This window comes from Gillisella vitis, assembly GCF_021559775.1.
In the GTDB taxonomy this organism is placed as follows: domain Bacteria; phylum Pseudomonadota; class Alphaproteobacteria; order Rhizobiales; family Rhizobiaceae; genus Allorhizobium; species Allorhizobium ampelinum.
The window spans coordinates 415,560-437,996 of record NZ_CP056048.1; the positions used below are offsets into that span (position 1 = coordinate 415,560).

The 22,437-nt window shown below is 60.6% G+C and carries 19 protein-coding genes; 13 read left to right on the plus strand and 6 right to left on the minus strand.

Annotated features, from left to right (window positions below; genetic code table 11):
- Nucleotides 1-136: 136 nt before the first annotated feature.
- From guaD to AVCG78_RS19080, 6 genes are all read right to left on the minus strand, one after another.
- Nucleotides 137-1,501 (minus strand): guanine deaminase, encoded by a 1,365-nt coding sequence (gene guaD / locus AVCG78_RS19055; RefSeq protein WP_071206785.1) that lies wholly within the window; start codon nucleotides 1,499-1,501, stop codon nucleotides 137-139.
- Nucleotides 1,502-1,520: 19 nt separating this feature from the next.
- Entirely contained in the window at nucleotides 1,521-2,372 is an 852-nt protein-coding gene (locus AVCG78_RS19060) for an aromatic ring-hydroxylating oxygenase subunit alpha (protein WP_071584471.1), read from the minus strand.
- A gap of 23 nt (nucleotides 2,373-2,395) precedes the next feature.
- A complete protein-coding gene (locus AVCG78_RS19065) occupies nucleotides 2,396-3,331 on the minus strand; it encodes an ABC transporter permease (RefSeq protein ID WP_071206783.1) in 936 nt (311 codons plus the stop codon).
- Nucleotides 3,332-3,342: 11 nt separating this feature from the next.
- Nucleotides 3,343-4,389 carry an ABC transporter permease gene (locus AVCG78_RS19070; protein WP_071206782.1) on the minus strand — a complete coding sequence of 349 codons (1,047 nt, stop codon included), beginning with the start codon at nucleotides 4,387-4,389 and terminating at the stop codon, nucleotides 3,343-3,345.
- Nucleotides 4,382-5,977 (minus strand): ABC transporter ATP-binding protein, encoded by a 1,596-nt coding sequence (locus tag AVCG78_RS19075; RefSeq protein ID WP_071584470.1) that lies wholly within the window; start codon nucleotides 5,975-5,977, stop codon nucleotides 4,382-4,384. Before AVCG78_RS19075 ends, AVCG78_RS19070 begins: the two co-directional genes overlap by 8 nt.
- Before the next feature lie 73 nt (nucleotides 5,978-6,050).
- The gene (locus AVCG78_RS19080) at nucleotides 6,051-7,163 is read right to left on the minus strand and encodes a BMP family ABC transporter substrate-binding protein (RefSeq protein WP_071206781.1); all 1,113 of its coding nucleotides are present in this window, start codon (nucleotides 7,161-7,163) and stop codon (nucleotides 6,051-6,053) included.
- Between the two features lie 474 nt (nucleotides 7,164-7,637).
- Between AVCG78_RS19080 and AVCG78_RS19085 the strand changes: the two genes are divergently transcribed.
- The 13 genes from AVCG78_RS19085 (at nucleotide 7,638) to AVCG78_RS19145 (ending at nucleotide 22,292) form a co-directional block, all read left to right on the plus strand.
- On the plus strand, nucleotides 7,638-7,871 hold the full coding sequence (locus AVCG78_RS19085; protein WP_071206779.1) for a hypothetical protein: 234 nt from the start codon (nucleotides 7,638-7,640) through the stop codon (nucleotides 7,869-7,871).
- Between the two features lie 51 nt (nucleotides 7,872-7,922).
- Nucleotides 7,923-8,615, plus strand: a complete 693-nt coding sequence (locus tag AVCG78_RS19090) for a Rieske (2Fe-2S) protein (protein ID WP_071206778.1) — start codon at nucleotides 7,923-7,925, stop codon at nucleotides 8,613-8,615.
- Nucleotides 8,615-9,247 (plus strand): glutathione S-transferase family protein, encoded by a 633-nt coding sequence (locus AVCG78_RS19095; RefSeq protein WP_156582599.1) that lies wholly within the window; start codon nucleotides 8,615-8,617, stop codon nucleotides 9,245-9,247. Before AVCG78_RS19090 ends, AVCG78_RS19095 begins: the two co-directional genes overlap by 1 nt.
- 55 nt (nucleotides 9,248-9,302) lie before the next feature.
- Complete coding sequence (locus AVCG78_RS19100) at nucleotides 9,303-11,102, plus strand: adenine deaminase C-terminal domain-containing protein (protein WP_156582600.1); 1,800 nt, start codon at nucleotides 9,303-9,305, stop codon at nucleotides 11,100-11,102.
- Entirely contained in the window at nucleotides 11,102-12,052 is a 951-nt protein-coding gene (locus AVCG78_RS19105; protein ID WP_071206775.1) for a LysR family transcriptional regulator, read from the plus strand. Before AVCG78_RS19100 ends, AVCG78_RS19105 begins: the two co-directional genes overlap by 1 nt.
- A 93-nt stretch (nucleotides 12,053-12,145) precedes the next feature.
- Nucleotides 12,146-12,646 (plus strand): thiamine pyrophosphate-binding protein, encoded by a 501-nt coding sequence (locus AVCG78_RS19110; protein WP_071206774.1) that lies wholly within the window; start codon nucleotides 12,146-12,148, stop codon nucleotides 12,644-12,646.
- Nucleotides 12,643-13,251: a thiamine pyrophosphate-dependent enzyme gene (locus tag AVCG78_RS19115; protein ID WP_060717304.1), complete on the plus strand. Its 609-nt coding sequence runs from the start codon at nucleotides 12,643-12,645 to the stop codon at nucleotides 13,249-13,251. The genes AVCG78_RS19110 and AVCG78_RS19115 overlap by 4 nt, the downstream gene beginning before the upstream one ends.
- Before the next feature lie 13 nt (nucleotides 13,252-13,264).
- Entirely contained in the window at nucleotides 13,265-14,845 is a 1,581-nt protein-coding gene (locus tag AVCG78_RS19120; RefSeq protein WP_234665028.1) for a GMC family oxidoreductase, read from the plus strand.
- A gap of 45 nt (nucleotides 14,846-14,890) precedes the next feature.
- Nucleotides 14,891-16,285, plus strand: a complete 1,395-nt coding sequence (locus AVCG78_RS19125; RefSeq protein ID WP_071207222.1) for an amidohydrolase family protein — start codon at nucleotides 14,891-14,893, stop codon at nucleotides 16,283-16,285.
- Nucleotides 16,282-17,148 carry a (2Fe-2S)-binding protein gene (locus AVCG78_RS19130; RefSeq protein ID WP_071206773.1) on the plus strand — a complete coding sequence of 289 codons (867 nt, stop codon included), beginning with the start codon at nucleotides 16,282-16,284 and terminating at the stop codon, nucleotides 17,146-17,148. Before AVCG78_RS19125 ends, AVCG78_RS19130 begins: the two co-directional genes overlap by 4 nt.
- On the plus strand, nucleotides 17,148-20,294 hold the full coding sequence (locus AVCG78_RS19135; RefSeq protein ID WP_071584466.1) for a molybdopterin cofactor-binding domain-containing protein: 3,147 nt from the start codon (nucleotides 17,148-17,150) through the stop codon (nucleotides 20,292-20,294). Before AVCG78_RS19130 ends, AVCG78_RS19135 begins: the two co-directional genes overlap by 1 nt.
- On the plus strand, nucleotides 20,291-20,776 hold the full coding sequence (locus AVCG78_RS19140) for a (2Fe-2S)-binding protein (protein WP_071584465.1): 486 nt from the start codon (nucleotides 20,291-20,293) through the stop codon (nucleotides 20,774-20,776). The genes AVCG78_RS19135 and AVCG78_RS19140 overlap by 4 nt, the downstream gene beginning before the upstream one ends.
- Before the next feature lies 1 nt (nucleotide 20,777).
- A complete protein-coding gene (locus AVCG78_RS19145) occupies nucleotides 20,778-22,292 on the plus strand; it encodes an aldehyde dehydrogenase family protein (RefSeq protein WP_071584464.1) in 1,515 nt (504 codons plus the stop codon).
- Nucleotides 22,293-22,437 lie beyond the last annotated feature (145 nt).

A 22,437-nucleotide genomic window follows, 5' to 3' on the forward strand; every position in this document is an offset into this window, starting at 1 on the left:
CTTTCCGGGGTAAAACTGGCGAGCGTGCTCTCTGATCATCCCTGATTGAATAGGGGTGGACGCTCGCACGGCAGGCTAAACTATCGAGAACCCATTCGGTTCCAGCAGCAGCTATGTCGCCGCCTTTCCGTGCTGATCAGGCCACCTTGCATCCGTCGATAAACACGGCAGAGATATTGGCACGCGATGCAGTAAAGACGATTTTCTGGAGCAGGGTCTCAGTCATTTCATCACTCTCGTAGAACCGCAACGTGCCTTGGGCGGCCTGCGGATCAATAACGATGGCATCGAAGCGATAACCCGGGGCAAATTGGCCGATAGGCAGATCCAATGCCTTGCCGCCGCCAGCGGTGGCGATGTGGAAGGCGTGGCGAAAATCTATGCGGGCCTTGGCACCGCTTGCGCGCTTTTCCGGCGTAAGGCCCGGATCGACGCCGGTTTCCAACATGCGGGAGACGAGAATGGCGGCGCGCATATTGTCCAGAAGCGAGGCGCTCGGTCCGCCGGAAATATCGCTGCCCAGCCCGACATGCAGGCCCTTTTCTAGGGCGGCGCGCAGGGGAAAGACCGCACCAGCGAAATAGGCGTTGGAGAGCGGGCAATGCGCAACCGCCGCCTGTCGCAGCTTGATCAGGTCCATATCATCAGCAGTCAGCAGGTTGGCATGGGCAAGCATGCTGCGGCGGGTGAGAAGGCCGAAGCGATCAAGGCTCATCGCATCCGTCATGCCGTGACGCGACAACACATAGGCGTGTTCCCAATCGCTTTCCGAGCAATGGGTCTGCACATGGCAGCCGCACTCCCGCGCCATCGCACCCAAGCCTTCCAGCGTCGCATCCGTGCAGGCCGGAATGAACCGTGGCGTCACCACCGGCCAGACGCGGGAGGCCGTGTTGTCGGGATGGGCCCTGACATAGTCGATCAGCGCTTGTGTCCCCTGCAAAGCCGCATCCGGTGAGGCGTCGCGGTAATAGTCCGGGCATTGCTCGGCATTGTCCATGGCGACCTTGCCGATCAGGGCGCGCTGACCTTTTTCAAGGCAGGTATCGACGAGAATGCGGGTCGCATCCTGATGAATGGTGGCGAAATACAGCGCCGTCGTCGTCCCATTGGCCAGCAGATCATCAACCAGCAGGCCATAGACTCGCTTTGCATAGGCTAAGTCCGCATAGCGGGCTTCCAGCGGGAAGGTATGGGCATGCAGCCAGGTTTCGAGCGGCACATCCAGCGCTGTGCCAAGCTGCGGATATTGCGGCGCATGCACATGGCAATCCACCAGGCCCGGCAGGAGCAGGCAACCCGCTGGTAGGCGTGATAGCCGCCCGTGGCGGTCGGCTTCGGCTTTCGCCAATGCATATCCGTCATCGCCGGGACGCTGCACGGAGAGGATCATGCCCTCCGCATCAATAGCGATCAGGCAATCAGTCAGCACATCGATTTCGCCGGCGACCGGGGCGTGGAAGCCATTGGCGATCAGCACCCTGTTCCTGAAATCGCTCATGGCTGGTGCGCGGTATTGGTCATGCAACGGCCTTCAGCGATGTGCCATAGGTCACGCCCTTTTCCTTCAGCCAGCGGCGATAGGCGATGGAGGTGGCGTCAGCCCGGGTGGGGATTTCCGAGCGTGGCTCCATCGGCAGCAGAACCGGGCGCTGGTTTTCAAGGATGATCCGGTCTTGCAGGAAAATCAGCTGCTGGAACTGGATTAGCGAGGCGGTGGTCGATTGATCGTCGATCAGATACATGATCGGATGGGCGCGGCAGCGATCCGGGTCCAGGGGTTGGACGAACAGGCAGATCACATCCCATCGGCTGTCGGAATTCGGGCAGGTCTTGTAGAGCAGCGTCGTGAACGGCGTCATCACCCGGTAGATATAGTGGGTCATCAACCCGTCCGTGGCGGAAAGGGCGGCCTGTGGCTGGAAGAATTGGCAATTGGTCGCCCAGACCTCATCGACGTCGCGGCGGATTTCCACATTATAATGCGCGACTTCCGTATGCGGCTCCGAGCCGAGAATATCGGTATGGACGAAGGGAAAATGCGCCATGTCGAGAAAGTTTTCGACAATCCGCAGGCCCGATGCCTTCACGGTGACCGCACCGCAGGGCACGATGCGGCGATCCGGCTCATCGGCTTCCTCAATGGGGAAAATCTCCTTGTCGGGTGTGCCGAGCGTCGTCCAGATATAGCCGTAGCGCCGTCTGATCGGCAGGTTGTTTTCCTGCGCCTTCACGGTCACGTCACCGTTCTGGGTGCGGGTTACGACGATGTCGATGCCCAGCAGCCGGTTTGCGGATGTGCCATAGGGAATGAGCGTTTCGGTATCGATCGGATACCATTGATCGAGGCTTGTTTTGTCGATTGCCATCATTGGGTTTCTCCCTGCATCCTTGGTCAACGAAGGCTGCGGTAATAGGGCAGGCCAAGGGCGGCGGGTGCCGCCATCAACCGGCGCATGCGCTGCCAGGCGATCACAGGCACGATAATGAAGGCGATGGTTCCGGCATAGGGAAGCATGGATAGAAAAGCCGGAGCAATCGGCCAGCCGCGCGCCTGTCCGACAAAGCCGAGTGCGGTGATAAAGCCGAACAGCAGGCCGGATAGAGCGGCTGGAATGGGCCGGTATCCGGCAAAGATCACCAGCGCCACCGCAATCCAGCCGCGCCCGGCCACCACGCCATCCGACCAGGACGGCACGAAAGCCAGAACCAGATAGGCGCCTGCACCCGAGGCAAGCGCCGCGCCTGCGCAGACATAGCCAAAACGGATGCGGTGGACCGGAATGCCCGCCGCATCGGCCGCCGCCGGATTTTCGCCAACGGCGCGCATGTTGAGCCCGTGGCGGGTGCGAAACATCAGAAAGGACAGGCCAAGCGGCAGGATGATGTAGATCAGGTAAACGAGAATATTCTGGCTGAAAAAGGCCGGTCCGAGGATGGGGATCTCCGAGAGGATCGGCATCTTGACGCCGTGGAATGTCGCGGGGACCGGCATGCCGGAATAGGATTTACCAATCGTCTGGGCAAGGCCGGTGCCGATCAAGGTCAATGCCAGCCCGCAAAGCACCTGATTGGCCCTGATCGTCACGGTCGCTACCGCAAACACCACGCCGAACAAGGTACCGACGGCAAGCGCCGCCAAAAAGCCGAGAATGGGCGATGGAAAGGCGGTGACGGTGGCAACAGCGGTAATCGCCCCCATGGCGATCAGCCCTTCAACACCGAGATTGACGACGCCGACCCGCTCGGCCAGCACTTCGCCCATGGCCGCCAGGGCCAAGACGCCGCCAGCCAGGAAGGCGGTGGTCAGAAGTCCGGTCAACAGTTCCATCGCGGGTCCTTTCAGGTCTTGTCGCGGACGATGCGGTAATGGGAAATCTCGTCGCCGATGGCCGTCAGGAAGAGGATGAGGCCGGTGATTGCCAGTACGGTCGAGGTTGTCAGTCCCTGCGTTTGCAGAATGATGCCCGAATTGAGAATGAAGGCCATCAGCGCGCCCGCAAGGATAACCCCGATACACGAACCCCGCGCCAACACGGCGACCATGATACCGAGATAGCCGTAATTGTTGGAAATGCCGCCTTGAAGACGATGCACCGTTCCAGTGACTTCCAGCATGCCCGCCAGACCGGCGATGGCCCCCGATAGCAGCATGACGGTGATCAGATGGCGGCGGGCGGCGATGCCCGCATAGTTTCCGGCGTGCGGATTGGAGCCGATCAACCGCACCTCATAGCCCCAGCGAGTAAAGGCCAGCAGCGCCGCCATGGCCAGCGCGAGAAGCACGGCAATCGGCAGGCCCCAATGCACGAGGCCCCAGAATTCCGGCATTTCGGCCTTTATGCGGGGCGTGGCGGAATTGGCGACGCCGCCCCGTTCGCGCCAGGCATCTGTGGAGACATAATAGACCATCAGGATGGCGACGAAATTGAGCAGCAGCGTGGTGATCAGCTCGTTGACATTGGCATAGGCACGGGCAAGGGCCGGAATGAGGATCCAGATGCTTCCGCCAACCGCTCCGGCGAAAAACATCGCCACCAGGCTCCAGCCTTCCGGCAGCGGCACAAAAAGACCAACGGCGCTGGCGGCGAAGGCACCTGCGTAAAACTGCCCCTCCGCCCCGATATTCCAGGCACCGATCTGTTGCGCGACCGTGACGGAAAGGCCGGTCAGGATCAGCGGGATGACCAGAAGGCCAAGATCCTCCAGACCGAAACTGGAGCCGAGCGAGGACGAAACCACCTGAATGCCAAGGTTAACAGGGCTTTTGCCCGCGATAGCCAGAATGACGCCTGCGATCAGCAGCGCCAGGGCGATAGCCGCCACGCGTGCGCCAAGGGCTGCGGTTGGTGTCGCTGAAGGGAAGCGTTGCAGGCGAAGACTAGCCATGCTGCGCGCCTCCCGCCAACTGACCCGGCTGAAGCTGTCGCCCGCCCATCATCAGGCCGATCTGCTCGATATCGGTGCTGTCATTATCGACGATGCCCATGATCCGCCCCTCATAGAGCACGGCGATGCGGTCGGAGAGGTTCAGCAATTCTTCAAGCTCCTCCGAGATCAGCAGGATACCGGCGCCTGCATTGCGCAGGTCAACGATATAGCGCAGCATGGTATTGATCGCCCCGACATCCAGCCCCCGGCTCGGATAGGCGGCGACCAGGATTTTCGTGGCGATCCGCATTTCACGCCGCGCCACCAGCCTTTGCTGGTTGCCACCGGACAGATTGCGGATCGGCATGGCGAAATCCGGGATGGTGACCTCTGCTACGCTGGCGATGCTGCGGGCCAGCGCCTTGGCGGCGGAGGGACGAAACAGCCCGCCAACAGTGACCGGCGGTTTGCCATATTCACGCATCACGGCATTGACGGTGATCGACAGCCCGGGTGCCAAGCCGCTTTGTAGCCGGTCTTCCGGGATATGGCCGATGCCGCGCCGCACAAAATCGGCGGCATTCGCGTGGCCAACCGCTTCGCCGTCGATTTCGATGCTGCCGGAGGCGATGGGTCGCGTGCCGGTCAGGACCTGCGACAGTTCACGCTGACCATTGCCTGCTACCCCGGCAATCCCGAGGATTTCGCCTGCACGCAGATCAAGGGAGATATCGTGCAAGGCTTGCCGTCCGCTATCGTCCAGCGCCGTCACTGTGCTGACCCGCATGACAGGAGCAGACGATAGCGCGGCGGCACCTTGCGGACGGCCCCGCATATCGGCCAGCACGATATCACGTCCGACCATCAGCCGTGCCAGCTTGGCCGGGCTGCAATCGGCGGAAAGCTCGGTGCCGACCTTTTGCCCGCCGCGCAGGATCGTCACCCGGTCGGAAATTTCCAGTACTTCATCGAGCTTATGGGAGATGAAGATCACCGCATTGCCGGTGGAGACGAAATCGCGCAAGGCCTTGAACAGTTCACGCGCCTCAAGCGGCGTCAGCACGGCAGTCGGCTCATCGAGGATCAGCACGCGGGCCTTGCGGGCCAGTACCCGCAGGATCTCCACCCGCTGCTGTTCACCGGTCGAAAGCTCTGTTATCCGCGCCGAAGGCTTGACCTGAAGGTTGAACCTGGCCGCAAGCTCTGCCGTGCGCTCCTCCAGAACTAGGGCCGAGGCACGGCGTGGTGTCTCACTCCAGCCGAGATGAATGTTTTCCGCCACGGTGAAGGCATTCACCAGCTTGAAATGCTGATGGATCATGCCAATGCCTGCGGCAATCGCCTGTTGCGGTCCGGTAAATTGCCTTGCATAGCCATCGATGATGATCTCGCCCGCATCCGGCTGGTAAATGCCGGTCAGGATATTCATCAGCGTCGATTTGCCCGCACCGTTTTCCCCCAGCAGCGCGTGGATTTCACCGGGCATGACCTCAAGATCGACATCGCGATTGGCGATGACGCCGGGGAAATATTTGGCAATGCCTTTTAACTGGACGAGAGGGGCTGCCCCCGTCGGCACTGCAAATTTCGCAGGATGTTCATTCATTCTCGGCACACCGGCATGAGAGACTGCGAAGGGCCGGGCATCATCGCCCGGCCTCTATATTTGGTTGGCTGCTTTAAAGCCCCGTGACGCCTTCCACGGACCAATCCCAGTTATAAAGCTCGAGTTCGGTCATCTTCTGGCCCTTGGCCACCCGCACGGCGCCCTTGGCATCCTTCAATTCGCCGACAAACGGCGACCAGCCGCCGAGGATTTTCGTGCGTATATCGTCTGCCGCCTTGCCGACTTCGGCGGGAACCTTGGCGCCCCAGGTATCGCGGTCAACGCCAGCGCCCATCGCGAAAATGCTTTCCGAAGGCGACCATTCGCCTGCCAGCCGCTTGCGGACCTGATCGATATAGAACTCCTTGAAGTCGATAATGATCGAAGACACGTAGGAATTCGGGCCATAGCGGCGGATGTCGGTGTTCCACATCGCAGCCCAGACGCCGCGTTTTTCGGCGACCTGAAGATAGGCGGCCTCATCCATGATGCCGAACAGGAAATCGCAGCCATTGTCGATCAGAGCGGTGCCAGCCTGGGCGGCGGCCTGCGGATCGAACCAGGAATTGATGGTGATGGTCTGGCAGGTGGCATTGGGGTTGACGGTGCGCGCCCCCATCAGGAATGCATTGGTCGAGGCATAGACCGAGGCAACCGGGAAGGAGGCGACGTAACCGAGTTTGCCGGTTTTCGATAGATGTCCGGCGGCGACGCCGACCACATAGGTCGGATACCAATGGGCCATATAATACCAGCCGAGATTGTCCATCGTCACATGGCCATTGCATTCCATGAAGGCGGTGTCCTTGGCGCGGCGCACCACGTCATGCAGGAAGTCGCCGGTAGACGACGTATCGAAAATCATGTTCGCGCCTTCCGACACGAATTGCCGATAGGTGCGGGTCGCATCCGCTGAATAGGGAACGTTCTCGACCTCGAGGATCTTCTTCAGCTTGGGGAATTTTTCCTTGACGGCGAGAACACCCTGATGGTGCGACCAGGTCCAGCCTTCATCCGTCACCGGGCCGACATGGCCGAAGCCAATCACGGCGTCCTCTTCCTTTATGGCCGCCAGGGTATTGGCGGCTGAGGCAGAGCGCACCATGCCGGGAAGCGCCAGTGAGGCGCTGCCGGCTGCCGCCATGTTGAGAAAACCGCGACGGGAAAGGCTGCGCAGGTCGATCATTGGAACCCCCATATGTTTTTGTTGAACTGGTTTTGTCGAACTCTACCGGTTGGAACGCGGCGATCCGCATCCACCTGCCGTCCTTTCTGACGCAACAACCGTGCCAGATGGCGAAGTTCAACGACCGACACTTCGGTATCCATATCAGCATCGGTCTTGGTCGGACGCGGTCATCCATGCTGGGTTGTTCATCGCGCTGATGCTCAACCCCATTCCAATCGGCTTCGACCTTTTCAAATCGCTTGTGTTCCGCATAGTCGAAAAAAATCGACCAAGATGATGCGTCAAAGGCAACAGCTTGGCTGAAAAAAATGCTTGTAAGCCTGCTTCTCCTGACGTTAGACTGAATAAAAATAAGGCATGCACAAGATTTAATCTTATGCGTTTGAAACGGTCAATCGGAGACGAAATATTGCGCAGGATTGAGCCTGAGGTTGAGCCGAAAAATGATGTACCAGCAATGGTGGATCCGTGATGAGCCTGACGGTCAATCTGGTGTTCGAGGGAGATTTCAACTGCCACAGCTTCCTCAGTTTTGCCCGCCATCGCGCTGGCAGGCTCGATATCGGCATTGATGTCGAGGCTTGCAGCGAAAGCCGCGTTACGGTTTGCGTCATCGGGCAGGAGGCCTTGGTCGATATGTTTGAAATGGCCTGTAGCCTTGGCCCGACCGATTGCATCGTGCGGGATGTCCGGCGGCTTTCATGACGACAAAACGTAGAGAATACGAACAGGCAGTTTTTGAAAGGTGAAGGGGTCATGAGCATTGAAACAGCATGGGTGCCGGTGGCGCTGTCTTCATCTATCGAGCCGGGAACCTCGACTGGTGCTGTCGTTGATGGTGCGGAGATCGTCGTCTGGCGCGATGCGAAGGGGGCAGCGCATGTCTGGGAAGACCGCTGTCCGCATCGCGGTATGCGGATGAGCTTTGGCTTCGTGCGGGGCGACCATATTGCCTGTCTCTACCACGGATGGTCTTACGATACGGCGGGTCAATGCACCCATATCCCGGCCCATCCCGATCTGGATGTGCCGAAGACCATCCGGGTGACGACCTATGCCGCCGAGGAGCGCAATGGCGTGATCTGGGCAGCGCTTGCCGATCGTGCCGACGTGACCAGCATCCCGGATCTTGGCGTCGGCTTGAGTGTGCGCAGCCTTTATGCCGATTGTACCATTCAACAGGCCATGAATGTGCTGAAGGAAGCGCAACTCCCCACCAAAGAAGGAATTCTGCCTGCAAGTTTCGAGATTCTTACCGCCAACGCCTGGCGGCTTGTGGCTGGTGATCTACGTGTCGCCTTTGCAGTTCAAGTGATCTCCGCCGGAAGGCTTGCCCTCCATCTGGTGACCGATGCAGGATCGGCGGCATTGAGACCGGCGCTTGCCCGCTGGGCAGAGGCGCTACGCCTGACACTTGAGGCACCCTCCGCCTTGGCACAGGTGGCCTGATGTCTGCGATCACGCTTTACAATTACGATCTGGACGAGAACTGCTACCGGGTGCGTCTGTTGCTGTCCTGTCTTGATGTAGCCTATGAAACCCTCGCCATCGACATGGTGCCGGGCCGGGAGGAACAGACCCCGGCGATGCTGGCGCTCAATCCGCTGGGGGAGCTTCCGGTACTGAAGGATGGCGAACAGGTGATTTACGGCACGCAAGCCATTCTTGCCCACCTGGCCAGGGCCTATGATCCCTCCGGCACATGGCTGCCGCTCGATCCCGCCGTCTTTTCCGGTGTCATGCAATGGACCTTGTTTTCAGCCGCGCCGCTCGGTTGTGCTGTCACGGCCCGGCGGGTGGCGCTGTTTGGCGGACCGGGCGATGTTGAGGCGTTGAAAGCGTCATCCCGCGCCGCCTTCCGGATCATGGACGACCACATGACGCTGCGCCAATTCGATGGCTGCGAATGGTTTGTAGGGGCAGGCCCGACCATTGCCGATCTCGCCCTGTTTCCAAGCTTTGCCCTCAGCCGCGACTACGGCATCGATCACGATGAATTTCCAGCGCTTCGGCGGTGGATAAGGCGGTTTCGCACCGTTGCTGGCTTTCGCACCATGCCGGGCATACCCGATTATCACTGAGGGCTGGACGCAAGCCGGATCTTAGCCATTCTGTCCATCAGAGGAGTTTACATCGATGGCTTTAACCCGATTTTCCGTTGCCCCACTCGCGGGCATGACGCGGCGCTTGGCTGATGTGGCGTCTGGCCGTGCCGCGCCGGATCTGGTGATTACCGGTGCTCGCGTTCTCTCCACCTATTCCGAGCGTATTTTGCCGGACAGGGAAATCTGGCTCACGGGCGGACGGATCGCCGCCGTCAAACCGGCTGGCAGCTCGAAATCTTCGGGCGTGCTACGCTACGACGCGCAGGGCGGTATTCTTGCGCCGGGTCTGGTCGATCCGCATATCCATATTGAATCCAGCATGGTCACGGCCTGCGCCTATGCCGAGGCAGCCCTTCTCAACGGTACGACGACGATCTTCTGCGACAGCCACGAAATCGGCAATGTCATGGATGTGGCCGGTGTCGAGGCGATGTTGGAAGACGCCCGCCATGCGCCGCTATCGATTTTCCTCACCGTTCCCTCGACTGTACCTGCGACCTCACCGGAGCTGGAAACGGCAGGTGGGGATCTGACAGCGGAAAAGATCGCCGCCCTGTTCGACACATGGCCGGAAGCGGTGGCGCTGGGTGAGAAGATGGATTTCGTCCCCGTCACCATGGGGGATGAGCGCGCCCATGCCATTCTGGCCGCTGCGCTTTCCCGGGGTAGGCCGGTTTCGGGCCATGTCTATGGCCGTGAATTCGTCTCGGCCTATGCCGCATCCGGCGTCACGGACACGCATGAAGCTATCGACCGTGACATTGCCGATGACCTGCTGGAGGCGGGGATATGGCTGTTTCTGCGCGGCGGCCCGCCAACCACGCCTTGGCATTCGCTGCCGGAGGCGATCCGCACTGTGACCGAGCTTGGCGCTTCACATAAGCGCATCGCTGTGTGCACCGACGACCGCGATGCCGAGGATCTGCTGGCCTTTGGCCTCGACTGGGTGGTGCGCGAGGCACGGCTTGCGGGCATGAGCCGGGAGCAGGCCTGGGCCATGGGCTCGCTGCATGGCGCGACGCGGTTTGGCATGGATGGGGAGATCGGCGGGTTGGGTGGCGGTCGCCGGGCCGATCTGGTGCTACTTGATGACGACCTGCAACCGGTCAGCACTTGGTATGGCGGCGAACTGGTGGTTGACCACAAAAAGATTACCCCTGTTCTCGATGCCGCCCTTTCCAACCGCTGGCGCTATCCCAATGCCGCCTATCACACGGTAAAGCTGCCTGACGTGGTGAAGCTGACCCCGGACCTGCCAAGTAGCAAAGTCATCGCCAACACGATCCGCACCGAATTGCCGGGCATCATCCTCGGACACGAGAAAATCGAGCTGGAACCGGCCAATGACTGGGCAACGCATTTTGCCCGCCACGGCCTGTGCTTCGTGACGGTGATCGAGCGGCACGGCAAATCGCCGGGCAATGTGGCGCATGCGCTTCTTTCCAATTTCGCGCTGAAAAGCGGTGCCGTTGCCTCTTCTGTCGGTCATGACAGCCACAATATCATCATCGCCGGTACCAATGAGGCCGATATGCAGGTGGCGTTGCGCGCCATCGAATCCCATCAGGGTGGGGTCTGTGTGGTGCAGGATGGCAAGGTGACGGCCATGGTGCCGCTGCCGGTGGCGGGCCTGATGTCCGACAAGCGGGTGCATGAGGTGGCAGCTGAAGTGCAGGCGCTGAAAGTGGAGTGGGAAAAGGCTGGCTGCACTATACCCTATATGGGGTTCAACCTGATCCCGCTGTCGGTAATCCCTGAAATCCGCATTACCGACAAGGGTCTGGTGACGGTGCCGCAAATGGTGATCGTGCCACCCTTTGAGGCGGCGTGATGGATGCCTACCGGCTGGGCCTGGTTGCAACGCGCATCCATTATTTCCAGCTGGTGGCGCGGCTGGGCTCGATCCGCCAGGCCGCCCTTGCCCTCAATGTCGCACCCTCTTCCGTCAGCCGCATCCTGCGCCAATTGGAAGAGGAAATCGGCACGCCGCTGTTTGACCGGGTGCGCCAGCGCCTGAAACTGACCAGCGCCGGTGAACTGCTGCTGTATCACGCCAAGGCATCGCTGTCGGAACTCAGCCGGGCCTGTGCCGAAATCAACGATCTGCATGGCCTGCATCGAGGCACCGTCTCGGTGGCTGTGGTGGAAAGTGTGGCGCGGGGCCTGTTACCAGCGGCGCTGGAGGCATTCTGGAGCCGCCATCCGGCGATTACCGTCGATGTCAAGGTCATGGCCTCGCAGCAGGCGGCCAATGCCGTGGCCGAAGGCGAATGCGATCTTGCGGTTCTTTTCGACGTGCGCGTGCCGCGTACCGTGCGCCGCATTGCCAGCGTGTCGCTGCCAATCGGCGTTTTGGCCCTGCCGGACAGTGACATGGCCAAGCGCACGGAAATCAAGCTGTTTGATCTCGCCAATCTGCGGGTGATCCTCTCGGATGCCAGCCTGACGCTGGGCGCTTCGGTAGAGGAGGCGTTGAACCGGTCGCTGGTGGATCTCTCGCACCGCTCACGCACCAATTCCATCGGCCTGATGGTGGAATTGGCGAGGCGCAATCTCGGCCTTGTCTTGCAGACCCGGGTCGGCGTGGAGCAGGAACTGGCGGAGGGGTCGCTGGTGTTTGTGCCGCTTTCCGACAGCCGCTTGCCGAACCGCAAGCTGCTGTTGCTGTCGCGCTCCGCCAAGGAGATGTCGGATGCAGCTTCGGCGCTGGGGCGGCTGCTGGAGCAATCGGTCGAACAGCTAACCCAGGCGGCACCACATGTGCCGCGAGACTTATCGTAACATGTTGCCTTTTGCGCATCACTTACGTCGAAAAATGCCGTCTATTCGAAACACTTTCGGTTTGCGAACCTCACGCGGAAACGAGGGATCACCATGAAACCATCATCCGTCGATGCCGTTATCCGCGGCCTCAAGAAAGCCGGGGTCAGTGTCGTTTGCTATCTGCCTGACTCACTGTTCAAGGAGCTATATCCGGCGCTGGACGCCGATCCTGAGATCCGCACCATCCGTGTCACCAATGAGGGCGAGGGGGCGGCAATCTGTGGCGGTGTGTTTCTGTCCGGCAAGCGGGCGGCGCTGGTCATGGAAAATTCCGGTCTGCGGGCTTCCGTTGAACCGCTGGCGCGCATGGGGCTTGGGGCTGGTATTCCTGTCGTCATGCTGATGAGCTATCGCGGCGAACTGGGCGAAAACAACTGGTGGGCCATTCCCCATGGCATCACCATGGAGCCGGTGCTGAACGCGCTGCGCATTCCCTACCGGGTGGTGCGCGAGGAAGACGAAATCGAGCAATCGATCATCGATGCCTATCACTGGTCCTATAATGCCTACTACCACTCGGCCATCGCCCTTGGCGGGAGCATCGTCCGATGAAGCGCTATGATTGCATGAAATTGCTGGCCGCACGGCTGGAAAACGAGCTTGTCATCCTGTCGCTCGGGGCCTCCGTCGATGAATGGTATAACGCCGCCCCGCATATGCGCCAAGCCAGCCTGTTCCAGCAGCAGCTCGGCTGCGTCACGCCGCAGGCCTTCGGGCTGGCGGCAGGGCTTCCGCATCGCCGGATCATCTCGCTCGATACCGATGGCGGCATGATGTTCAACCTCGGCATTCTCGCCACCCTTGGCAACGAACAACCGAAAAACCTGTTCATCGTCGTCTGGGACAATGAGTGCTACCAGTCGATTGGCGGGCCGCCGACCCACACGGCTTTCGGGCGGGTGGATATTGCTGCCATTGCTCGCGGCGCCGGGATCGACAATGCCTTTACCGCCCGCACGCTGGAAGAGTTCGAGGCTCATTGCGAGGCGGGACTGAAGGCGGATGTTCCCTATGTGGTGGTTGCCAAGGTGGCAGGCACCGTGCAGCCGGACATCAAGCGCAAGCATTCGGATGGGCGCGAGGACAAATATATCTTCGTGCGCCATGTCGAGGCCTCAGAAGGCATCGTCATCATGGGGCCGAGCGAGCACAATTGAGGCCGATGTCCCCATGTCCAATACGATGACTGAAGCACGCTCCCTCTTGCCACAGCGTCCGCTGCAAAAAGCCTATGATTATATCGTCGTCGGCGCTGGTTCCGGTGGCTTGCCGGTGGTGCGTCGCCTGATTGATGGCACGGAGGCGACCGTGCTGCTGATTGAGGCTGGCGAGCCGGGGATCGGCAGGGCCGAGATTGACGATCCCCGCCAATGGGTGCCGCTGGGGCGCGGACGCTGGGACTGGGGCTATGATTATGCGCCCACCTCTCGCGTCAACGGCCATACGATTGGTATTCCGCGTGGCAAAGTGCTCGGCGGCTCCTCGGCGATCAACGCGATGATGTGGTATCGTGGCCATCCCAATGACTATGACGCCTGGCAGGCCGCTGGCTGCGAGGGCTGGTGCTTTGAGGATGTGCTGCCATTCTTCAAGAAGGCCGAGGATTGGGAAGGGGGCGAAAGCCGCTGGCGTGGTGCTGGTGGTCCCCTGAAGATCACGACCAGCAAGACACTCCATCCGGTGGCCCGGGCGATGATGGAGGGTGCTGCCGATCTCGGCATTCCCGTGATTGACGATCCGAACGGGCCAAGCAATGAGGGTGCCTGCCCCTCGAATTTCAATATTGTCGATGGCAAGCGCTGGAGTTCGGCTGAGGGTTATTTCTATCCGATCCTCGATCATCCGCGCCTGACTGTGCTGACAGGCTCGCAAGCTATCGGCCTGATGGTCGAAAAGGGTCGCTGCACGGGTATTCGCCATCTGGTGGAAGGCAAGACAGTTGAGACGCTTGCCCAAAGCCAGGTGGTGTTGGCGGCGGGTGCTTTCGATACGCCGCGCCTGTTGATGTTGTCGGGCATTGGTGATCCCGATGAGTTGCAACGGCTTGGCATTCCGCTCAATCATGCCCTTCCCGGCGTCGGACGCAATCTTCAGGATCACCCGCTGGTGCAGGCCGTGGTCTGCCGGTCGAAAATGCCGCTGGGTGATGTGCTCGACAATGGCGGCGGCACGATGATGAACTGGAAATCATCTGCCCATCTTGGTCAACCGGATGTGCATGCCTTTCCGGTGCAGGGCAATAGCGCGACGCCTGCGCTGCGCGCTCTTTACGACATGTCCGGCCCGGTGTTTTCGATGGGGGCGGGCTTGATGCGCTCGAAAAGCATCGGCTACCTGCGTCTGCTGTCTGCCGATCCTTTTGGCCCGCTGGAGATTCAGCCGAATTATTTCGCAGACCCCGCCGATCTGGATGCGACGCTTCTGGCCGTCGAGACGGTGATGGCGCTGGCGCAGACACCGGCTTTCGCTGCGCTGTTTGATGGGTTTGCCGCGCCAGACACAAAACTGTCGAGGGACGGCCTTCGGGATTTCATCCGCAATGGCTGTTCCACTTTCTTTCATCCCGTCGGTACGGCCAAGATGGGCAGTGATGAGATGGCGGTGGTGGATAGCCGGTTGCGGGTGCATGGCCTTGCCGGGCTGACGATTGCCGATGCCTCGGTCATTCCCATTATTCCCACCTGCAACACCCATGCGCCGGTGACGATGATTGGTGAGCGTGCCGCCGCCTTCCTGATGCAGGCGGCGTGAAATTTGCATGCCCTGAAGGGCAGAAGGAAGACCCTGGAGATGAACATGACTTCGAGCGCAATGATCGTCACCGCCGACACTCTGTTGACCATGGATGCGAAAAACAGCGTCATCCCTGATGGCGCGGTCGCTATCGAAGAGGGTCGTATCCTGGCGGTCGGTTCGCTGGAGACAGTGAAGGCCAGCCATCCGGCTCTGGCGGTCAAGAGGATCGACAATGCCCTGCTGATGCCGGGGCTTATCAACGCCCATGCCCATTCCGGCTTCCTGCGCGGCACGGCGGAACATCTGCCGGTCTGGGACTGGCTGACCATCCATATCAACCCGATGCACCGCGTGCTTCTGCCGCATGAAGCCGAGGCGGCGTCCTTTCTGTGCTACGCCGAATCCGCGCTGTCTGGCACGACGACTGTTGTCGATATGTGGCGCTATATGGATGGCAGCGCCCGGGCGGCACAGTCCATCGGCACGCGCCTTGTTGCCGTACCCTATGTTGGTGAGCATCCCGATTACAATTATTTCGAAACGCTCGACAACAATGAGGGGATGATTGAGACCTGGCACCGCAAGGCGGGGGGCCGCATCAATGTCTGGGTCGGGCTGGAGCATCTGTTTTATGCCGATGCGGCTGGCCAGCAGCGGGCTATCGCCATGGCCAAACAGTATAACACCGGCTTTCACACCCATTGTTCGGAAGCGGAAGTCGAAGTTGGCGGTTTTATCGACACCTATGGCAAGCGCCCCATGCATGTTCTGGAGGATCTCGGCTTCTTCGAGACGCCGCGCACCATGCTGGCCCATGCCGTCTGGCTGGATGAGGCGGAAATCGAGCTGATTGCCAGATATAATGTCTCGGTCGCCCATAATCCGGTGTCGAACATGAAGCTTGCTTCCGGCATCGCACCGATTGCCGATATGCTGGCGGCGGGCATTCCGGTCGGTCTTGGCACGGATGGCGAAAAGGAAAACAACAATTTCGACATGTTCGAGGAGATGAAGACCGCCTCCCTGCTCGGCAAATTGCGCCACCGCGATGCCGCCGCCATGGATAGCTGGCAATGTCTGCGCATGGCGACCATCCTCGGCGCGAGAGCTATCGGTCTTGAGGATGAAATCGGCTCTATCGAAGTTGGAAAGCGCGCCGATATCATTGCGGTGCGCACCGATACGCCGCGTATGACGCCACTGTTTGCCGACGGTCCCTATTTCAATGTGCAGCACAATCTCGTCCACGCGGTGCGCGGCGGCGATGTCGCCATGACCATGGTGGATGGTCAGGTGATCGTGGAAGATGGCGTGCTGAAAACCGGCGACGTCAAGGCGATCATTGCCGATATCCATGGCATGGCACCTTCGCATTTTGCCCGCCGCGCCGCATGGCTTGCCGAAAACGGCGGCGGCACCAAGCAATGGATCAGCGAAGCGGAGGGTGTCAAATGAAGACGACCGACCGGGTCGCGCTCAACGATTGGTATGCGATCGCCACTGCCGGTGATGTCACGACCCAGCCAGTGCAAACAAGGCTGCTGGGCCAGGAGATCGAATATCGGCTGGACGCGACTGGTGCGCCGCTGGTGCGTGAGACAGGCCTGGACGGTTGCTATGGACCGGGCTTGCCCTTCCAGGTCAAATACGGCTGCCTGTTTACTACGCTTGGCACGCCGGGGAAGGACATTGTCGATATCGCCGAGGCGCAAGAGGCGGATCGCCGGTTTGTGCTGTGCGGCTGGGTGACGATGCGGGCATCGGGCCTGCGTGTTGTCGAGAATTTTCTCGATATGGCGCATTTTCCCTTCGTGCATACCGATATTCTCGGCTCAGAACCGCATACCGAAGTGCCGCACTATCTGTCGGAAATCCGCCGCGATGTGGATGAGGTCTGGGCGACCAATTGCACCTTCTTCCAGCCGCGCATTGCCGCGACCGAAAGCGATGGCGATTTCGTGCAGCTGACCTACCGGGTGCCATCGCCCTTCGTGGTGATGCTCTACCGCGTCTGCCCCACATCGCCGAACCGGCTCGATGCGATTGCTCTGTTCATCCAGCCGATGGAAGACGGGCTCTGCCGCGCCCAGCCGGTCATGTATCTGGTCGATACCGTCTCGCCGCACACGGCACTCCTCAATTTCGAGCAGGTGATTTTCCTTCAGGACCGGATCATTGTCGAAAACCAGCGTCCCTTGTTGCTGCCGCTTGAGCCACGGGCTGAAATCCCGACAAGGGCCGATTCCTCCTCCATTGCCTATCGCCGCTGGCTGAAGGAAAAAGGCCTCCGCTTCGGCACGACCGCAGGAGCAGCCTGATGGAGGTGCTGGCCCCGGAGACGCTGGAACTGGCCATCGCGGAGGCGCAGCAGCCGGGCGCGCGCATCGTCGCCGGAGCAACGGCGTTGCAACTGGAATGGGCGAAGGGTCTGGCGAAGCCGGACCGGATGATCAGTCTTGCAGAGCTATCCCCGGCACTGTCGGGCATTGCGCAGGTCGGTGGGCATATCCGTATTGGTGCAATGACACGCCTTGCCGATCTCCTGGCCTCGCACGAGATTGCTGCCGCCCTGCCATTGTTGCATTCTGCCGTAAAACTGGTGGCCAGTCCTGGGGTGCGCACTCTGGCGACCCTTGGCGGCAATATCGCCGGGCGCACCGGCTGCCTCTTGCCAGCCCTCCTCGTACTCGACGCTGTCCTGGAATTTGCCGCTCTGCCTGACTGTCTCACGGTTTCCGTAGCGGACTGGCTGGCGGCCCCGGCGCAGCAGGGCGCAATCCTCACGGCCATCCTGATTGCGCCGCAAGGGGCCGGGGAGCGCTTCGTTTTTCGCAAGATCGGCTTAAGAGCGGCCTTCAGTCCGAGCGTCATCAATGTCGCTGGCCGGCTTCGGGCGGGGCAGAGCCGTGTCGATGCGGCGCGGTTTGCTGTCGGCGGCGGCATCGTGCCGCCCGCCCGCCTTTATGATGCCGAAGCGCTTGCAACTGGGGCTGCCTGGGACGGGATCGATTGGGCCGGGGTTCATCACGCCTTGATGGAGACAATCCAGGCCCCGGGCGATGGATTTCGCTCCGGTGCCTATCGGCGCTTGATTGCCGCGAATATGCTGTGTTTCGGGCTTGGTGGATTTCTGCCGGGTCGTGCGCCATCCGCTCCCGTCGCACAGCCCATTGCCTTTGCCCGCCCGCCCGAGGGTGAACTGGCGCTCGACCGCCTGCGGATGCCAGATCGCTGGCATATTCGTCCGGATGTGGAGCAGAAGATCCGGGGCGAACTGGCCTATCTGACCGATTATCGGAAGGAGGGCATGCTGGTCGGCCGCATCTTGCGGGCCGGAATTGCCCATGCGCGGATCCTGTCCATCGAGACGGCGGCAGCAGAAGCACTGCCGGGTGTGGTGGCCGTCGTCACCCATCGTGATGTGCCGGGGCTGAATGCTTTTGGCATCGTGGTGCAGGACCAGCCAGCGCTCTGTTTCGACAAGGTGCGCCATCGTGGCGATCCGGTCGCAGCGGTGGCTGCAATTGATGAAGAGACGGCGCAAAAGGCGCTGGCGCTGATCGACGTCCGCTACGCGCCGCTGCCTGTCGTGGATGATATGGAAGCGGCGCTCGAGCCGCAGGCGATGCGAGTGCATGAAAACGGCAATCTTCAGCGGGAAATTCTCTTTACCCGTGGCGATAGTATCCAAGGCTTTGCCAAGGCGGCCCATATCGTCGAAGAAACCTATATCACGCCCCGCCAGATGCATGGCTTCATGGAGACCGAGGGTGGCTATGCTTTCGTCGGGCCGGATGGCAAGCTAAACATGTGTGCTGGAGGCCAGCATGGCGGACGTGACCGGCTGCAATTGTCGCGTATCCTTGGCTTGGACGAAGACGATATCAGGGTGGTGACGTCGCCGACCGGCGGTGCTTTTGGCGGCAAGGATGAGCTTTCCATCCAGCCAGTGCTGGCGCTTCTGGCGCTGAAGGCAAGGCGGCCTGTCAGGCTACATTTGTCGCGGGCGGAGTCCATGCTTGCCGGTCAAAAGCGCCACCCGATGAAGATCCGCATGAAAACTGCCTGCGACGCGCAAGGTGTTTTGCTGGCCCAGCAGGTCGATCTGGTGGCGGATGCGGGGGCTTACGCTTCGCTTGGCCCGAGCGTTCTGGAAACGGCGCTGGAACATGCCATCGGCCCTTATGTGGTGGGCAATATCACCACGCGGGGCCGTCTCGCCTATACCAATAACGGACTTTGCGGCGCTTTTCGCGGTTTCGGCGCCAACCAGATGACATTTGCGGTGGAGTGCCAGATGGACAGGCTGGCAGCTCTTTGCGGCCTTTCGCCTCTGGAGATCCGCAGGCGCAATCTGCGACAGCCAGGCTCTCCCGGCTATTTAGGGCAGGTCGTGTCGACCAGCGAACGACTGGAAGAAATGCTGGCGGCCGCCACGGCCTCCGTGCTTTGGCGCAAACCGCAGGGGATTGGTGCTGATCAGGAGTGGATAATCGGCACCGGCATGGCGCTGAATTATCAGGGCAATGGTCTTGGATCGGTCATTCCCGATCCAGCGGCGGGGAGGCTTGCGCTGACGAAGCAGGGTTTGATCGAAGGTGCATTCGGGTTGGACGAAATGGGGCAGGGGCTTTTACCGGCGATCTGCGCGGCCATTTCTGCCGAACTCGGTTGCGCGCGCCAAGATGTGCTTCCGCTGATTGGCGATACATTGCTGGCTCCGGATTCAGGCTCCACCACCGCCTCGCGTGGCAGCCACGTCGTCTGGGCCTCGGTGCGGCTGGCCGCTCCTGAATTTCGCCAGGCAATGTGCCGTGCGGCGGCAGGGATGCTTGGCTGCGACGCTGAACAGCTCGTCCTAGTGCCCGGTGGTTTTGCGGAGCCGGGTAGCCATAGTGGCGCAATTTTACTGTCCTATGCGGATCTGGCCGCCGCCTTGCCGGAGAAGGATTTGCCAAGCGTGACAGTGACGTTTGATTTTCCAAAGACCGATTATACGGATGCCAATGCCCGCTATATCTTTGCCTTCGGCGCGTCGCTGGCGCGTGTTGCGGTCAGCCGGGTTACGGGTGAGGTGCGGGTGCTTGATCTTCACCAGCATTCTGCCGCCGGACCGATCATCGATCTTGCCGCCTATCTCGGTCAATTGGAGGGCGGAGCGGTGCAAGGGCTTGGTTTCACCCTGACGGAGGATTGCCCGATGCAGGAGGCCGCCTATCTGACCGGCAATTTCGACACTTATATGCTGCCCGGCATTCAGGATGCCCCGCTCGGTCTGCATGTCTTTGCACTTGAGGATCTCGACCCCGGCGACGCGCATGGTCCGCGCGGGGTCGGCGAACTCGGTATTGGTGCAGTCACACCGGCAATTGCCAATGCTATTGCGGCTGCTACCGGCTATTGGCCACCGGTCATGCCCGTCGTGCCGGAAACGCTTCTCGCACATCTCTCGGTGACGGCATGAACCTGGGCTTCACACTGAATGGCGAGAGGGTCACTGTGGAATGCCAGCCGGAGACGCGGCTCACCGAAATTTTGCGTGACAAGCTGCACCTGACCGCCACCAAGCTTGCCTGCGCCATTGGTCGTTGCGGTGCCTGTAGCGTACTGTTGGATGGCAGGCTTGCCAATGCCTGTCTGCTGATGGCTTGGCAGATCGACGGCACAGACATCCTGACGGCGGAAGGGCTGGCCTCCCATCCACTGGGACAGGCGGTGCGCGCAGGGCTGGCGGAGGAAAACGCGTTTCAATGCGGTTATTGCGCGCCGGGCTTTTCACTGGCGCTGGTGGCCTTGTTTACGGACAACCCGCAGGCCGGGGAAAAGGACATTCGCGCCGGTCTGGAGGGCAACCTTTGTCGCTGCACCGGCTATCATTCGATCATACGAGGGGCGTTGAACGCCGCTTGCCGCATTCGCGCCGCACACACCATTTTCGGAGACTGACATGACCCTGGCACTCGACCCTATCGGCCCGAAAAACGAGGGTACCAAAGCCTTTCTGGCTCGCCGCCGTAAGCAGATCTTGATCGGCGGGTTCTGGCGCGATGCCGGTTCTCGGCAATGGTTTGAGACAGCCGATCCGGCTACAGGTGAGGTCTTGGCCGAGCTTGCCGAAGGAACGGCTGCCGATGTCGACGAGGCCGTGGCCAGCGCCCGTGCCGCTCTCACCTCTCAGGCATGGAAAGGGCTGACACCCTCCCAGCGCGGCAGGCTGTTGTGGAAAATCGCCGAGTTGATCGATGCCCATGCGGAGGAACTGGCGGAACTCGAAACCCTTGATCAGGGCAAAAGCTTCAAGACCAGTCGTTTTGCCGAAATTCCGGCCAGTGCCGAACAGTTTCGCTATTTTGCCGGGTTCTGCACCAAGATCCTCGGCACCACCATTCCGACTTCTATCGGCTATCAGCCGCAGGGCAAGCAGATCTTTGCCTATACCACCCGTGAGCCTGTCGGCGTGGTGGCTGCGATCACGCCCTGGAATTCGCCCCTGCTGATGGCGGCCATGAAGCTTGCGCCAGCGCTGGCTGCCGGTTGCACGGTGGTGCTGAAACCGGCGGAAGAAACCTCGCTGACGGCGCTGCGGCTGGGCGAGTTGATGCTGGAGGCCGGTCTGCCTGACGGCGTGGTCAATGTCGTCACCGGCTTTGGCGAAACGGTGGGAGCGGCGTTGTGCGCCCATCCCGATGTTGACAAGGTGGCTTTCACGGGATCGACCGAGGTCGGCAAGCTGATTGTGACTGCTGCTGCTGGAAATCTGAAAAAGCTGACGTTGGAACTGGGCGGCAAGTCGCCTGCCATCGTTCTGCCGGATGCCGACATGGCCCTGACCGTCGAGGGCATTGCGCGCGGCATCTTTAGCAATTCCGGTCAGGTCTGCGTGGCGGCCTCACGCGTCTATGCCCATCGCTCGATTTGCGAACAGGTGGTGGAAGGGCTGTCAAAGTCTGCTTCCACATTGCGTCTCGGTCATGGGCTCGATCCCGCCGTTGATCTGGGGCCGTTGGTCAATCGCCGCCAGGCCGACCGTGTGGCGGCCTATGTGGCAGAGGGGAAGGCAGAGGGCGCTGAAATCGCGGCGGGGGGCAGCCAGTCGGGAGAAACAGGCACGTTTTACACACCGACCGTGGTGACGGGCGTGCGGCCCGACATGCGGCTGATGCGCGAGGAGATTTTCGGTCCTGTCGTGGTGGTGACGCCTTTCGATGCGGTGGATGAGGCGCTCCTCTATGCCAATGACAGTCCTTATGGGCTGGCGGGCAGTGTCTGGACCCGGGATTTTTCCCAGGCCCACCGACTGGCGGCGCAGGTCAAGGCGGGGACGATCTGGATCAATTGCCATTCCTATTTTTCCCCTGAATTGCCGAAGGGTGGTCACCGCCAATCCGGCTGGGGCTATGAGAATGGCGCGCCGGGCTTGGAAAACTACCTGGAAACCAAAACCGTCTGCGCGCTGATTTAACGCTCAGAGTTTTTCTACTTTAGATATGGATGTTGATCACGGTTTCTTTCCTCCGTGTGCTCCTTTGCGCTTGCCGGACGCATTGCGATGAAGTTTAAAGTTGATCTGGAGGCGCCAGCTCAAACAGGTTTCAGGACTGATTATT

Bases quoted from the DNA above. Each gene is read 5' to 3' on its own strand.
- AVCG78_RS19105 (WP_071206775.1), top strand. From the start codon at position 11,102: ATGGATGCCTACCGGCTGGGCCTGGTTGCAACGCGCATCCATTATTTC.
- AVCG78_RS19135 (WP_071584466.1), top strand. From the start codon at position 17,148: ATGGAGGTGCTGGCCCCGGAGACGCTGGAACTGGCCATCGCGGAGGCG.
- AVCG78_RS19125 (WP_071207222.1), top strand. From the start codon at position 14,891: ATGACTTCGAGCGCAATGATCGTCACCGCCGACACTCTGTTGACCATG.
- AVCG78_RS19140 (WP_071584465.1), top strand. From the start codon at position 20,291: ATGAACCTGGGCTTCACACTGAATGGCGAGAGGGTCACTGTGGAATGC.
- AVCG78_RS19115 (WP_060717304.1), top strand. From the start codon at position 12,643: ATGAAGCGCTATGATTGCATGAAATTGCTGGCCGCACGGCTGGAAAAC.
- AVCG78_RS19100 (WP_156582600.1), top strand. From the start codon at position 9,303: ATGGCTTTAACCCGATTTTCCGTTGCCCCACTCGCGGGCATGACGCGG.
- AVCG78_RS19090 (WP_071206778.1), top strand. From the start codon at position 7,923: ATGAGCATTGAAACAGCATGGGTGCCGGTGGCGCTGTCTTCATCTATC.
- AVCG78_RS19080 (WP_071206781.1), bottom strand. From the start codon at position 7,163: ATGATCGACCTGCGCAGCCTTTCCCGTCGCGGTTTTCTCAACATGGCG.
- AVCG78_RS19095 (WP_156582599.1), top strand. From the start codon at position 8,615: ATGTCTGCGATCACGCTTTACAATTACGATCTGGACGAGAACTGCTAC.
- guaD (WP_071206785.1), bottom strand. From the start codon at position 1,501: ATGAGCGATTTCAGGAACAGGGTGCTGATCGCCAATGGCTTCCACGCC.
- AVCG78_RS19120 (WP_234665028.1), top strand. From the start codon at position 13,265: ATGTCCAATACGATGACTGAAGCACGCTCCCTCTTGCCACAGCGTCCG.
- AVCG78_RS19130 (WP_071206773.1), top strand. From the start codon at position 16,282: ATGAAGACGACCGACCGGGTCGCGCTCAACGATTGGTATGCGATCGCC.
- AVCG78_RS19070 (WP_071206782.1), bottom strand. From the start codon at position 4,389: ATGGCTAGTCTTCGCCTGCAACGCTTCCCTTCAGCGACACCAACCGCA.
- AVCG78_RS19110 (WP_071206774.1), top strand. From the start codon at position 12,146: ATGAAACCATCATCCGTCGATGCCGTTATCCGCGGCCTCAAGAAAGCC.
- AVCG78_RS19085 (WP_071206779.1), top strand. From the start codon at position 7,638: ATGAGCCTGACGGTCAATCTGGTGTTCGAGGGAGATTTCAACTGCCAC.
- AVCG78_RS19065 (WP_071206783.1), bottom strand. From the start codon at position 3,331: ATGGAACTGTTGACCGGACTTCTGACCACCGCCTTCCTGGCTGGCGGC.
- AVCG78_RS19060 (WP_071584471.1), bottom strand. From the start codon at position 2,372: ATGATGGCAATCGACAAAACAAGCCTCGATCAATGGTATCCGATCGAT.
- AVCG78_RS19075 (WP_071584470.1), bottom strand. From the start codon at position 5,977: ATGAATGAACATCCTGCGAAATTTGCAGTGCCGACGGGGGCAGCCCCT.
- AVCG78_RS19145 (WP_071584464.1), top strand. From the start codon at position 20,778: ATGACCCTGGCACTCGACCCTATCGGCCCGAAAAACGAGGGTACCAAA.